This window comes from Xylanibacter ruminicola 23 (genome assembly GCF_000025925.1).
In the GTDB taxonomy this organism is placed as follows: Bacteria; Bacteroidota; Bacteroidia; order Bacteroidales; family Bacteroidaceae; genus Prevotella; species Prevotella ruminicola.
This window is the reverse complement of the sequence record NC_014033.1, coordinates 2,260,983-2,274,883: the sequence shown is the minus strand read 5'-3', so window position 1 is coordinate 2,274,883 and position 13,901 is coordinate 2,260,983. Positions and strand designations below refer to the sequence as shown.

The window sequence follows — 13,901 nt, the reverse complement described above, 5'->3', positions numbered from 1 at the left end:
GGTTGGTTTTTGATATTAAATTGTTATGCACAAAATATGCATTTATTTACAAAGAAATCGCAGGCTTGCTTGGGGGCAAACCTGCGAAATGTTTATAACTTTTTAAAAAGTGGGATTACTTAGGGAGATTAGATGCCCAACCCTCGTTCTGTGTTACACCAAAGTTTGCATTGATCTCATCGTTAGGGATGGGGAATACAAATTCAGAGATGTTGAAATTGTTAGAACGGAACAGGATCTTAGGTGCATTGTAGGCCTCTACCTGAGCGGGATCGCCCCAGCGGCGCAGGTCGTACAGGCGCAGACCCTCCTGGAAGAGCTCGCGTGCGCGCTCGTCCTTCAGGAATGTGTAGAGATCGGCAGCGGTGCTGGGCAGATCGGCTGTTGTAGCGATGGCTGTGTTACGCTTAGCTACGGGCAGCAGAGCCTCCTGAGCCTTGGCTACGTCGTTCTTCTTGATGTAGCTCTCTGCGATAATCAGATACATCTCAGGAGCGTTAATCAGGTAGTTGGTAGCGTGGGCGGGGTTGCCTGAACCGTAAGAAGCGAACTTACCACCAGCGAATACAGGGGCTGTCTCGGTTGAGCTTGCGTCCATGCCCATGATGGCGTTACGTACGTCGGTGTCGGCATACATAGCCAGCAGCTTGGGGCTTGGGCTGAAGTTGTAGGTAGTCCACAGTGTACCGCAAGAGTTGGCACTCCAGTTCTGACTGGCGTTGATGTCGAGATAGAACATGCTCTCGGTGTTTGAGCTTCCGCCGTTGTACAGGGCCTTATAGTCGGCCTTTGTATAGGCCAGTGCAGGTGTGCCGGCATCGCTCAGGGCTGCCTTAGCGCTGCTGATGGCACCATCCCAGTTCTCCATATAAAGGTATGTACGTGCCAGCAGACCCTCGACAGCAGCTACACCAAAGTAGCACTTGTCGCCACGGTCGCCACCGGCAGCAGCGAAGTACTCCAGCGACTTCTTCAGGTCGCTCACAATCATATTGTAGCTGTCGCCTACAGTGGCGCGGCTAACCTCGGTGAAGGCAGGGATAGGTGTGTCGCTGATAACGATACCGGGCTTGGCCGAGAAATCGTTGCCATTAACCTTGATCTGATGTGCGAAAACGTTCACCAGCTTAAGGTTTGCGTATGCACGCAGGGCGTAAGCCTCGGCGCGGCACAGGTCGAGTGTCTTCTTGTCGTCGGCAGTAGCGTCGGCATAAAGCTTGTCGGCTGCTACAATCACGCGGGCTGAGTTGTCAACAATCTTGTAACCATACTCCCAGATGTAGCTGAGATACGACTCAGTGTCCTGGAATGTGTACTGGTAGATCTTGTCCCAGTGACCGGTCTTGGTGTTCCAGTATGAGATATCGGTTGGAACGTCGCCGATAGTGGTTGCGTAGTTACCTGCAAAATATCTTTCGAAAAGGTTGTAATATACGCCACCCAGTGCGGTTGAAACATTGCTTGTGCTTGAAAGACCTGTTTCTACATCGATTCCTTTGTAGTATTTGGTTTCAAGGAAGTCATCACCGCAGCTAACAAATCCCATTGTCAGGGTGAGTGCCATGGCACCTGTTATAATTTTATTTTTCATATTGTTATCTTCTTATTAATTAGAAAGTAATTTGAACACCAGCTACATAAGTAGAAACTGCAGGATACTGCCATGCAATAACACCGCTCTCAAATGTCTCAGGGTTGTAACCTACGAAGTCGCTTGCAGCCCAAGTGTGGAGGTTGTCGCAAGAGATATAGATGCGAGCCTTCTCGATCAGAGCCTTTGTTGTGATGCTCTTTGGCAGTGTGTAACCAACTGATACGTTGCTCAGGCGCAGGAAGTTGCCGCTGTAGAGGAAACGTGTTGAGTTCTGAGTGCTGCTATATGGATCGCCGTAGATGTACTGTGGGTACTTGGCATTCTTGTTGTCCTCGGTCCAAGAGTTCAGGGCAACGTCCTCGAGTGGTGTGCGGAACGACATACCGAAACCGGTGAAGCGGGCACCTGAATCGAATACCTTGCCACCCAGACGGTAGTTGAAGGTCATGCTGGCGTCGAAGTCCTTCCATGTTACTGTTGTACCGAAACCACCGAACACCTTAGGATCGGCCGAACCTACGTAGCGCTTGGCTGCCTCGGTGTAGTTCTCGGTCAGCTCGTCGCCCTCGGCATTCTTGTACCACTGTGCCTTACCGTTCTCGGGGTTAACACCTGCATACTCCTTCATGTAGAACTGACGGTAGGGGCGACCAGCCTCGATGATGGTGTATGAACCCTCGATAGGCTTGTCGGTTGAAAGGGCAATAACCTTGTTCTTGTTCCAAGTCAGGTTGGCATAAGCGGTCCAGTTAAGATCCTTGTTGCGAAGGATGGTACCGTTGATCGACAGCTCGATACCGCTGTTGCGGATAGAACCGATGTTCTGATAAGTCTCGGTCATACCGGTAGTTCTTGACAGGGGAACCTTGAACAGGGCGTCGCTAGTCTTCTCGTTATAGTAGTCCAATGTAACGTTCAAACGGTTGAAGAACTGAAGGTCAACACCAATGTCGAACTTCTTAGAAACCTCCCATGTGAGCTCAGAGTTAGAGATCGACTCTGGAGTCATACCTGATGCACCGTGGTAGTTGCTACCTGATACATAGAAACCACGTGCAGCGTAGAAACCGATATCCTGGTTACCTACAGTACCGTAAGATACGCGGAATGTACCGTTGGTAAGGGTGTTGTTGCCCTCAAGGAATTTCTCGCCGGTGAAGCGCCATTTGCCACCTACCGACCAGAATGTACCCCAGCGCTTGTTAGAGCCGAATACCGAAGAACCGTCGTGACGGAGTGAAGCTGACAGATAATACTTGTCGGCGAAAGAGTAGTGAGCATCGCCGAAGTATGATGCCAGACGAGCCTCTTTCTTGTAGTACTCAGAATCGTTCCAGTGACCTACGGTCGAGAGGTCTCTCATACCGGCAGATGCGAATGGGAAGTTGTCGCCGCTGTAGTACTCATACCAGTAATCCTTGCGCTGCATCTCCTGACCCAGCATCAGGCTGAGGTTGTGCTGCTGGCCGAAGGTGTAGTTCCAACCCAGGATGTTGTTCCATGTAAGTGTGGTGGTCTGCGAGTTGTACTGCTGACCGAGACCGGGATAGTCCATACCCTGTGGGTTGTAGATAGCGCTCCAGTACTGATACTGGCGCAGGCCATAGATGTTGGCACCGAATGTGCTCTTGAAGTAGATACCCTTGCCGAAGTCAACCTGCAGGTATGGGCTTACGCTCAGGGTTGTTGTCTTATCCTCGTTGATATCGCCGAGCTCCTTGTCCCATACAGCAAATGGGTTGTAAGAGTCAACGTTTGAGTAAGTTCCGTCCTCGTTGTAAACGGGGTAGAAAGGCTGCATTGAGCTGATGGCGCCTACAGTGGCATTGGTGAACGAACCACTAGTTGACTGTGAGAAGCCGTTCTTGATAGAGTGAGCGTACGACAGGTTGGCACCAAACTTGAACATCTTGAACTTGCTGTCGACGTTGATGCGGCCAGAGTAGCGCTTAAAGTCAGAAGCGATGATAATACCCTTAGTGTCCAGGTAGCCTGCGCTGACATAGTAGTTGGTCTCGCCGGTCTGGCCACTGATGTTGATGTTATAATCCTGGTAGTAACCCTTGCGCGAAATCTCGTCCATCCAGTCGGTGCTGGTCTTACCGTCCCACTCGTACATATCGGTCAGGTCGGCAATACGGGCTTCCTTGGTACCACCGTAACGAGCCACGTAACCGTCGGCATAGAGGCTCATGGTCTGCTCGGCATTGGCAAACTTCATGTTGTTGTTAGCCATGGCAGTAAAGCCCTGCTTGATGTCGACATTTACGTTGTGGCGGCCTTTGGCACCCTTCTTGGTGGTGATCACGATCACACCGTTACCGGCACGTGCACCGTAGATAGCGGTAGCGGCAGCGTCCTTCAGAACGGTTACGCTCTCGATATCGGTTGGGTTGATAGATGCCATTGGGTCGGTGGCGTTGTTAGAGCTGCTGCTCATGGTGTCGTAGTCTGAGTTTACAGGCACACCGTCGATCACGTAGAGTGGCTGTGTGCCTGAGTTCAGCGAGGCGCGACCACGAACATAAACCGAACCCCATGTACCAGGCATGCTCGATGAGTTGTTCATCTGTACACCTGTGATGGTTCCCTCGAGTGCCTTCACAAAGTTGGCATCGCTCTTCTTCTCTACTACTGCGCCGTCAACCTTCGAGGCAGCACCTGTGAACGAAGCCTTGCGCTGCGAACCGTAACCGGTCACAACCACCTCGTCAACCACCTGAGCGTCGGTCTTCAGGAAAACGCGCATGTTGGCCTTGGCCTTAACGGTCTTGCTCTGGTAGCCCAGATAGCTCACTTCGAGCTGATCCTTACCCTCGGGCATGGCTACGGTGAATCGTCCGTTCACGTCGGTCAACATACCTGTACTTGTACCAACCACCTTAACGGCAGCACCGATGATGGGCTGTCCGTCTTCCTGTGAGAGTACTGTACCAGTAACTTTTGTCTGTGCCAGCGCTGTGCCTACAAACAGGAACAAGCTGACGAAAAACAACGTTAGTCTTTGTTTCATAAATTCTCTCTTTTTGTTAATTAATAATGTTTATAACTTTTAAATTCTCTCTTTCAAATACTGGTAGTAGCTGGTTATTTATGCAATAACTATTAATTTTGCACGTTTTTGCCACTTTCGGGTTGCAAAAATAACGTATAATATCTAAACAAACAAATAATTTTATTAAAAAGGGAGTATTTTATAACATATTTTAACTGTTAGCAAGTATTACTTGATTAAAATCAATGTGAAAGTTGAAATTAGTGGTTAACTTACACTTTGTAAACTGCAGGTTTGGTTTTGCTGTTAAATTGTTATGCATAAAATATGCGCTTTGTTAAGATTTCTTCTTTTTGTTCACGTTCAGTGGTGTGCTTTTGGGGTAGGCGATGGTGTAGGCGGCGTCGAGGGCGCGCAGGTCAATCTGGTAGTAGCTGATGCCTGTGCGCACGGCCACGATGGCACGCAGCAGTTCGCGATGCGGGCGCGGGTAGAGGCCAGGCGGTGGGAGCTGGTCCCAACCGGCCTGACAGCAAAGGTGGCATACTTGCCAGATAAACTCGGGGGTGGCCTCGCCACCAAACCATAGTTGCAGTACCCTGCGGATGCAAAAGCGCTTGCAGTGCAGATGGCAGTAGCGGCGCGTGCGGCGCAACAGCCGCCACAGTGCCACAAACGTTTCTTGTGTGTTATCAATGTGTTCCATTTTAATCTTTAATGTTTAATGTTGATACTTCGTATCGAGCCCTCTCACGCTCGGCAAAGCTCAAGCAAGCTTGGCTCTGCTCTCGCTTAATCGAGGCCTTTAATGTTTAATGTTTAATGTTTAATCTTGAGGAAACGGCCTGCCGTTTCATCAAAAGCTATGTGGCCGCGGGTTTGCCAGGTGCGCAGGGTGCTGTCGCCGGGACCGGGGCGGCCGGCTTGCTGGCGCATCTGCAGATACTGCTCGCGGGTAAACTCATCGGGTAGCAGCTCCAGCAGGTTCTGGGGACCCGAGTGGCGCTGCAGTTCCTGCTCGTCGTTCAGCTCCTTCTCAAGCTGGGTTCCAAAGTACAGCATCTTGCACCATAGGTTATACTGCTCGCTCCAGCGCACAAACTCAGCTATCTGCTTGTCCCACCGGTAGCCATGGGCCACATACAGCACCATACCCTTAAGCCAGGCTATCACGTTGGCACGATACGACAGCACACGGTAGGCCTCGCTCTCGTACAAGCGGGCGGTGTCGGCATTCTCCTGCTTCAGGTCAAGTGCCAGCTTGCGGGCTTGCGGGCACTCTATCAGTCCGTTGGCAGCATCCAGACGGTCGATATAGGGTTTGAGCTCGGCGGCAAAACGGTCGTCGTAGATGCCCAGGATGGGTGCCTCGTCGTCGTCTTCGATGGGACGGATGATGGTGGCCACATCCAGTCGGCTCACCGTGCCATCGTTCACCATCTTATAAAAGAACTTGCGCGCGTTGGGTGGGGTGGTGCTGGCGTTGAAGTTCCAGCGCAGCGGTGCTATGCCCGATACGCTGTCGGCACCCACACGCTCCTGACCTGCCATCGAGTTGTCGAAAGCCTTTCGTATCAGCAGTCCCACCTCGTCGGCCTTATGGCTCGATGTCACCTTCTTCAGAGCCTCTACCTCGTCTACAATGGTGTAGATGTAGCGCTCTCCGTTGTTGTTGGCATCCACCACGCGCTGGTTAAACACGGCGTCGGTCAGGTTGTCTATCAGCATCTGAATGCAGATGTCGGCGGGGCGCGGGTCCTTCTTCTGCTTGCCAGTGGGGTTCTTCTGCTTCCACTCGGCCTCGCGCTGGCGACTGAGCAGGTCGTGCTGGCGTATGTCCTCCATGATATACTCGATGGGCTTTTTGATCGAGCCCTTACCCACGCTCTGTCGGCCCACCAGCAGGTTCATAAACGTGGCCTCGTGATCCACGTTGTCCCAATAGCGGAAGTGTACGCCATGCAGATGGGCGCCCAGGGCAGGAAACACGGCACTGGCCACAGCGGGCTTGTAGTACCACGGCACGTTGCGGGTTAGCAGTTTTATCAATGGCGGCAACCGCTTGGGCATGGGTGGAGGCGTGCTTACGGTACCCCCGCAGGCCTTTACACCTTGCTGCTCCTTGAGTGCCTGCAATACCTGTTTCAGGCGCAGGGGCATGCCGCGGCGGGGCTCTTTCAGGGCGTTTTCCAGTGTGTGCAGATATTCGGTGCGGTCGGCATCGGTGCAGGTGCCATCGGGTGCAGCCCAGTAGTTGGGTACGATGGCCTGCAGGCCCTCCAGACTGTAGCCGCAGATAGAGCGCAGGGTAACGGCCAACTCGAAGGTGAGTGCGTTCCTATCGCCCACCACCGGCAGCTTGCCACCGTTAAACAGCTCCCAATACTTTGCGATAATATCCGAGAAAGCCATGCCGTTGTAATCTTTTTGCAACGGAATACAGGACTTTAGGATTTTTCCTTCTTGAAAATTGTCAACGGAATCAGTCTTTGTGACTGGGGACTGGTACCTGTCACAGAATGTGACTGGGCCCTGTCCCTTGTCACAACTTTCCGAGGACGGGAGTTCAAAGATGGCATCATCCAGATAGATAAGCTGCTCGGTGCCGGTGGTGAAGAACACGCGGGTGATGTCCTTGGCCTGGGCATCGTAGTCCACGCCTAGCAGCTGGGCGGCCCACTGCAGGTTCTCTACCTGCGACATGTGCGGCCGTCGGGTAAACACCAGGTGGTAGCCACAGCCGCGGGCACTCTCCTCAAGCATCCCTAGTCCCAGCTCATCCTTCTTGTCCAGGATGCGCTCGCGAACGGCGGGCATCTCTTCGGCCGATAGGTGGTCGATATCCATACCCACGGTATTGCTCATACGGGTGCTGCCGCGCAGTGTGCCGTCGGCATTGGGCAGACAACTGTAGTTCATCTGCACCAGCCGGTGCTTCAACGTCTCGTTGCCGCTGCGTATGGCGGCCATCAGTTGCTGCTGTTCGTTACTGCCGCGCAGGGCCATATACTCTGCGCGGGTGGTTACGGGGCGCATCATTTTCACCCCGTCCTTTAAATAAATAATGTGTGTGCTCATAGCCAATCTTTAATGTTTAATCTTTAATGTTTAATGTTCACACCCGGTCGATGATTTCGTCATCCGTTGGGTAGCTGGGGGCGAAGAAGTGTTCGGCCTCCCATTGGCGACGGGCTACCAAACCGGGCAACTTGCTACCGCCGGCATACACCCATCGTTTAAACTGGCGCTGGATGGCAGCCTTGCTGCCGCCTTGGCGGATGGTTTTGAGCAGGGTTGACTGCTTCAGCCGTCCGATGCCCACGTTAAAGGCAAACGATGTGAGTGCCTCTAGTTGCGCCTCGGTGCGTGCCACGTGCAGGCGTCGCACCTGTCGCATCACCTCGGTGGCATCCTGTAGCAGCCAGTCGCGAGCCTGCTGGGGGCTGATGCGGTCGCCCATGCGCACACCGCGTGTGTGTCCGTAGCCGATGGTAGGCACGCCGCCCTCGTCGCGATAAGCGCTTAGTCGGCATCCCTCCATCTCCATCAATTTCTGTAAAAGTGTGTCTGTAATCTGCATAGTAAAATGTTGATACTTCGTATCGAGCCCTCTCACACTCGGCAAAGCTCAAGCAAGCTTGGCTCTGCTCTCGCTTAATCGAGGCCTTTAATGTTTAATGTTTAATCTTTAATGTTTAATGTCCTAAAGGTTAGGGTATCCCAATTGCGAGTTAAGGTACTTCAGTCCGGCCATGGTCCACGTCATGTACACTTTGATTTTGCGCTTGCCTTTCAGCGAGTAGTCGATGTGTGTACGTTCGGCGGTGTAGCCCCTACCCAGCAGGTGTTCGGCCAGGTGCCATCGGCCGTGGGCGCGGTACTGAATGTTCATGTCGGCCAGCACGGCATTAAAGTCGCGGGTGTTCATGTTAAACGTCTTGGCCACCTGCGTGGCGGTGAGTGTATCCTCGGCAGGCTCGTTCAGCATGCGCAGTCCCGTACCCACAATCTCATCCGCCATCGCCAGTATCTGTTTCTGAACGCCCAACGATGGAAGTTTTCTTAGGCACGGATTAACACGGCTCTCTTTTAGAGAGACGCTGCTTTCTTCATCGATATAAGCCGTGTCCTTTTTTAAAAAGGCCGTGTCATCCGTGCCAAAAATAATCCGCTCGCGTTCCAGTTCTTCCCAACGCAGAACGAGTCGGGCGCGGGCCTCGTCGTTAAACTTGGTGGCGATGTAGAGCGTCTCGGTCTTGGTTAGCTGGTAGCAGGGCATCAGTCGACCTCGACTGTCGGTATATTCAATCAATCGAAAATTTGATTGATTAACTTTCTGCCACGCGGGTTCCATTTTTCGGATGGCCTCCATTACGTGACAGTGCTGCTTACCGGTTACTTCAGCTATTTCCAGCGAAGTCATCATGTGTTGGTTCTCGTTTACTGTTTTAATAATCATTGTTTCCATAATTGTGTGTGTATTTAAATTGTTAATAATATTTTTGGGGGCACGGATGACACGGCTCTCTTTTAGAGAAACGCTGCTTTCTTTTCATTGATAACAGCTGTGTCTTTATTTATAAAGCCGTGTAAATCCGTGCCTAAGAATAAATCCGCTCGGCCGATTCCGAGTCGGGTTGGTGTGGCAGTAAGTCAAAGAACACTCGTGAACTGAATCACGCTGCAAAAGTATGGCAAAAAATAATGCGCTCCAATTTCTTGGAACGCATTCGGTAACAGTTTTCGGTAAGTGTTGTAGGTTTCGGTAACTTTGGTACTAATACTTACCGAAGTTCGGTAACAGGTTCGGTAAAACTAAGCCAATTCTTTAATTAAAACCGTCATCAGCTTCAGTTCGCGGTCGGCAGCACCTTGCTCCTCCCACTTGTCGATACTCTTTCGCATGTACTCATGATTACTGATGGTGCGCTGCACACTGCCTTCGCCACATACAAACCTAAACGTAGCAGGTAGCTTTAAGGCCTGGGCCATACGCTCAAACTCGGCAACTGGCTTGTCATAACTGTATTTATCGCGCAGTACACCGAAAACCACTGCCCAGGCCGATGCTGCCCAAAACAGATGACTGCACTGGATAACGGCTTCGGTCAGGCGCTCATACATGTCGGGCTGGTGCTGCTTCTGCTTGGCTTTAAACTGGCGTACCACTTCGCCACAGTGCTTTACCGATACGTGCGGCGCACTCAGGTTGCACACCATGCGCCCGCAGATGCGTACATTCATGTCGGCCGTTAGTTCGCGTGGCTGGTACTTCGGGTTGGCGGCCAACAGCCAGTGGCGCCCCGTGTCGTCAACGTAATACACCTTCAACAGCTCCTCGCCGTCGATGCTCACCATCACCACTTCGCCGCAGTGCACCCGCTGTGTACTCTCTATCAGCAGCGCATCACCACTGTAAATGCCCACGCCGGTCATCGAGTCGCCATCGGCATCCACGATAAACACTTGCCGGCCACGCGTCAGCATGCTGGGCAGCAGCACCATCTCGGGTGGCAGCTCCCCCATTTCGCCAGGCAGTCCACAACTAACTCCCACTTCGTAGTAAGGCACGGGTGTGTCGCACACCATTTCCATCGGCCACTGACCGATGCTACTAAAATTTCTCATGTCGATTAATTCTTTAAAAAGTTTTATTTCACAATATAATCCATAGTCGGCGCCGTTCCACAGGTCGCCAAACGGCTGCAAAGATAATAAAAACCTTCGCACCCACCAAAAACTGCAGGTTATAATTAAGAGTTTTTAGGAATAACAAATTCTGCTATCTTATCAATCAGCAGTCTTGTGGGCTCAATATAGGGAGTGATTTTCTCCTCGTTCGCCTCAAAGAATAGGTTATAGTCTGCGTTATCGCGCATAATCACAAGGTCAGAGAGGAGTGAACCATCTTCGCTCGTAAATAGTCCTGTACGAACATAATGCTGTCCGAAAAGAGACATGATGCCACGATGACTTTTTACATTCTGACCGCCACTGATAAGTAAGGCTGATACCGCATGAAACAAAGCATAGTACAGGCGATTGGCAGCAGCCTCCCATTTCTGCTCTTTGGCACAAAATTCCATATCGGCAAAAGTTTTGCGTGCCTTCTCCATTTCCATGCGTACGATGGTTGATCTCTCGTTATCACTTAGTTCCATACAATACTTGTTTGTCTTCTTCTACATTATAATAGAACATAGCATGTGGACCATCAAACCACTCTTGCTTAGTATATGCATGGGGACGAATATCCTCGCCTATATCCCATCCCATTTCAACAAACGGATAGGAATACTTATTAAAATCCTCATGCTCAAGACGTGGCTTATCAAGTATCAGCAGAAGATCCCAATCAGAACCGTCGTGCCAGTCTCCACGTGCACGCGACCCATAGAGATACAACAGACTACCCTTGGGTAAGACCCTTTCGGCCACCTGCTTAATACTGTCGATAACTTTACTATTGTTCATAACTAATTGCTTTGTATGGTGCAAATATACGTACTAATTTCCAATTTTCCAAATATTTTGGAAAAAAAACGTGTGCTACGCGTTGCAGTGCTACAGTTGGAACTGCGGGGGTGGGGGTGGTAGCGGTAGTGCCTATATTTATATATATAAATATAGAAGTAAATAATGGTGTGCGATGGGATGGAAACAACTGTAGCGCTGTAGCGCGTAGCGGACAGCGGATGGTGGCGGCGCGCGCAGTGATTTTTCGCAAAAAAGTAGGTTCGCTATTCGTGAACCGCAATGAAAAAGTTGTACCTTTGTAACGTTAAAATGAGGGAGGCTTGAGGGCGATATTAATCCCCGGATTTCTTGGACAAGCCAAGCGAGCGAAGCTCGAGCGGCGAAGATTAATAGTAACAATTGTTACCTTTAATCGTAGCACCCTGCAGGATTAATACCCCGCCCGAACCCGAACTCAGAACAATGTAAAAATGTAAAAATGATAAAATTTAAAAATTATTTACAATCCTATAATTATTACATTTTTTAATTCTTTAATTTTTTAATTTTTTAATTTTACTATCCTATGAGTATCAAAGTTATTGCACAGCGCCGAGAGCTTAAGATCGGCAAGAACCCTGGGGCCAAGCGTTTCGTGATGCGCCCCGACCTGTACAGCGCCATCGCCGAGAAGAAGGTGTTTACCGAGGCAGCCACCCACTCGGGCATTAGCGCAGGTGTTATCAAGGCTGCATGGGAGGCAGCAGGCGCCGTTATCCGTACCTGGGCCACCGAGGGCCATTCGGTACCCGTGCCCGGACTGGGAACCATGCGATTCGGCGTGCGCGCCAAGGCCGTTGAGAAGCTCGATGACGTGAAGACCGGACTGATTACCACCCGTCGCATTGTGTTCACCCCATCGGTGGATGTGAAGGACGAGCTGAAGAACACCAGCATCCAGATTACCTGCCTTGACGAGGACGGCACCGTACTGAAGCGCGTAACCAGTGGCGACAGCAGCGACATCGAGGACCCTGAGAGCGGCAACACCACCGACAACGGTAACACCGGTGGCAACGGTCAGAACACCGGCGGCAACCAGGGTGGCGGCAGTCACGAGCCAATCGGAGATTGAGTTTAGGCACGGATTACACGGCTCTCTTTTGAGAAACGCAGCTCTTTTTTCATCGACAAAAGCCGTGTCTTTATTTATAAAGCCGTGTTAATCCGTGCCAAATTATTAACCATTGACTATTAAAAGCATTATGAGTAAGAAAGAAACCCTGAAGTTCATCGTACAGATGATTGCAAGTATCGCAACGGCGATAGTAACCGCCCTGGGCGCCACCAGCTGTATGGGCATGTAGAAAAGAATCCCCCCGCAGAATCATCAGCGAGGGGATTTTTTTGTATTATCATTAATATAAGAAACCTAGCATCCAGAGTGGGAGTTTTGCACCATCGGGCATATCCCAGTCGTCGGCAAAAATATACGAATCCTTTATACCTGCTATCTGCGAGAAATCCTTGCTGCGACCGCCAATCTCGAATGTGTACTTCGAGTCAACAAGAAAATCACCTTGCGCTTTTCCGTATTCAACATTATGCGACTCTGTGAGACTGCCCACGGCAAAGGTTTCGCGTAGTGTTCCTATTTCAACCTTGGTAGGGGCTAGGGCATACATGATATTGGGGTTTTCGAGATATACCTTATCGGGTTTCGAGAGCTTGCCTATTTTCTTTTTTTCAGAGTAAAGCAGATTTAATACTTTGGCATCTCCCAGGTATTTCAGGTATTCCACCACCGTGTCGCGACCAATTTCAAGGGCTGCGGCAATTCGGTTGGCATTTAGTGCAAAAGGTATCTCGCTGCATATCATCGCCACAAGTGCCTGCAGTTTTCTTACATTGGCCACGTCAACCTTGCATATCTGGGGTAATTCTGTTTCAATAATATAGTTTACCACCTGCTCTATTTTTGTGTGATACTCGCCCTCGCCTTCAAGTAGAAAGGGGTAGTAGCCTTTTTTCAGATATTCCTTAAACAGTGCGTTGGGCTTGCACTTAGTCGACACCGTTTGCCATAAATCGTAAGGGTGCTTCAGAATGTCGTCTAACGTCCATTTTTCGAACTCCAATCCATGATAAAAACGTAAAGCTTCGCGAAACGACAATCCTGCCAGTGTATATTTTACGGCTCGTCGTGACAGGTCAGCATCGCCTTCTTTTAGTTTAAGTAGTGATGATCCGCTTACTATCAACTTCAGGTCGGGATAGAGTTCGTATATTTCCTTTATTTCACGACTCCAGTCGGTATTGCCCGATTTGTACTTGTGGATTTCGTCGATGGCTAGCAGCTCGCCGCCTCTTACGGTAAACTCTTCGGCTAGTTCCACCAGTGTGCGCGTTGAAAAGTCGACAGTATCAGCTGAGCAGTATAAAACCCTCCTGTCGCCAGGTTCGTAGTTCTGTTTGATATACTGCTTAATGAGCGTTGACTTGCCCACACCTTTTGCACCGATAATGCTAATTAGCTGGGCGTTCCAATGGATTGTATTTGCTATTTCGCGTACAATCTCTGTGCTGGTATTGGCCAGTAAACGGTCGCTTTTTCTAAATAATGCATCCATAAGCTATCATTTTTGGGGCAAAGATAATAAAAATGTTGCATACAACCAACACTTTTTGATAAAAATGTTGCTTGCGCGCAACACTTTTTATAAAATTATGTTGTCTGTGCGCAACACTTTTGCTACACCGCTACAGTGCTACAGTTAGAAAAAAAGAAATCCCCTCGCGGGCCATTCACATGGTTTTGCGGGGGGACAATTATTAAAAAGAGAGATTGATCTTACT

General features: G+C 50.3%; 12 protein-coding genes. 2 read left to right on the top strand and 10 right to left on the bottom strand.

From position 1 onward, the window contains the following. Positions 1-115: 115 nt before the first annotated feature. The 9 genes from PRU_RS09770 to PRU_RS09730 all read right to left on the bottom strand — a co-directional run bounded on the left by PRU_RS09770 (position 116) and on the right by PRU_RS09730 (position 11,027). Positions 116-1,591, bottom strand: a complete 1,476-nt coding sequence (locus tag PRU_RS09770; RefSeq protein ID WP_013064382.1) for a RagB/SusD family nutrient uptake outer membrane protein — start codon at positions 1,589-1,591, stop codon at positions 116-118. Positions 1,592-1,610: 19 nt separating this feature from the next. Beyond that, entirely contained in the window at positions 1,611-4,607 is a 2,997-nt protein-coding gene (locus PRU_RS09765) for a SusC/RagA family TonB-linked outer membrane protein (RefSeq protein ID WP_013065342.1), read from the bottom strand. A 319-nt stretch (positions 4,608-4,926) separates the two neighbouring features. Beyond that, positions 4,927-5,295, bottom strand: a complete 369-nt coding sequence (locus tag PRU_RS09760; protein ID WP_013064286.1) for a hypothetical protein — start codon at positions 5,293-5,295, stop codon at positions 4,927-4,929. A gap of 113 nt (positions 5,296-5,408) precedes the next feature. Further along, entirely contained in the window at positions 5,409-7,667 is a 2,259-nt protein-coding gene (locus PRU_RS09755; RefSeq protein ID WP_224083044.1) for a hypothetical protein, read from the bottom strand. 37 nt (positions 7,668-7,704) lie between these two features. After that, a complete protein-coding gene (locus PRU_RS09750; RefSeq protein ID WP_013065096.1) occupies positions 7,705-8,169 on the bottom strand; it encodes a lysozyme in 465 nt (154 codons plus the stop codon). 123 nt (positions 8,170-8,292) lie between these two features. Then, positions 8,293-9,057, bottom strand: a complete 765-nt coding sequence (locus PRU_RS15385) for a phage regulatory protein/antirepressor Ant (RefSeq protein WP_013063658.1) — start codon at positions 9,055-9,057, stop codon at positions 8,293-8,295. A 347-nt stretch (positions 9,058-9,404) separates the two neighbouring features. Further along, positions 9,405-10,217: a LexA family protein gene (locus PRU_RS15380; protein WP_013065665.1), complete on the bottom strand. Its 813-nt coding sequence runs from the start codon at positions 10,215-10,217 to the stop codon at positions 9,405-9,407. Positions 10,218-10,342: 125 nt separating this feature from the next. Further along, positions 10,343-10,750, bottom strand: a complete 408-nt coding sequence (locus PRU_RS09735) for a HEPN domain-containing protein (protein WP_013063025.1) — start codon at positions 10,748-10,750, stop codon at positions 10,343-10,345. Continuing rightward, the gene (locus tag PRU_RS09730) at positions 10,737-11,027 is read right to left on the bottom strand and encodes a nucleotidyltransferase domain-containing protein (RefSeq protein ID WP_170857883.1); all 291 of its coding nucleotides are present in this window, start codon (positions 11,025-11,027) and stop codon (positions 10,737-10,739) included. Before PRU_RS09730 ends, PRU_RS09735 begins: the two co-directional genes overlap by 14 nt. A 604-nt stretch (positions 11,028-11,631) precedes the next feature. Here PRU_RS09730 and PRU_RS09725 point away from each other — a divergent pair. Next, entirely contained in the window at positions 11,632-12,180 is a 549-nt protein-coding gene (locus PRU_RS09725) for an HU family DNA-binding protein (RefSeq protein ID WP_013063492.1), read from the top strand. Positions 12,181-12,310: 130 nt separating this feature from the next. Further along, positions 12,311-12,412, top strand: a complete 102-nt coding sequence (locus PRU_RS16110) for a smalltalk protein (RefSeq protein WP_155949436.1) — start codon at positions 12,311-12,313, stop codon at positions 12,410-12,412. A gap of 51 nt (positions 12,413-12,463) precedes the next feature. Here the strand turns inward: PRU_RS16110 and PRU_RS09720 are convergent, their stop codons facing one another. Then, complete coding sequence (locus PRU_RS09720) at positions 12,464-13,675, bottom strand: ATP-binding protein (protein ID WP_013064859.1); 1,212 nt, start codon at positions 13,673-13,675, stop codon at positions 12,464-12,466. Positions 13,676-13,901 lie beyond the last annotated feature (226 nt).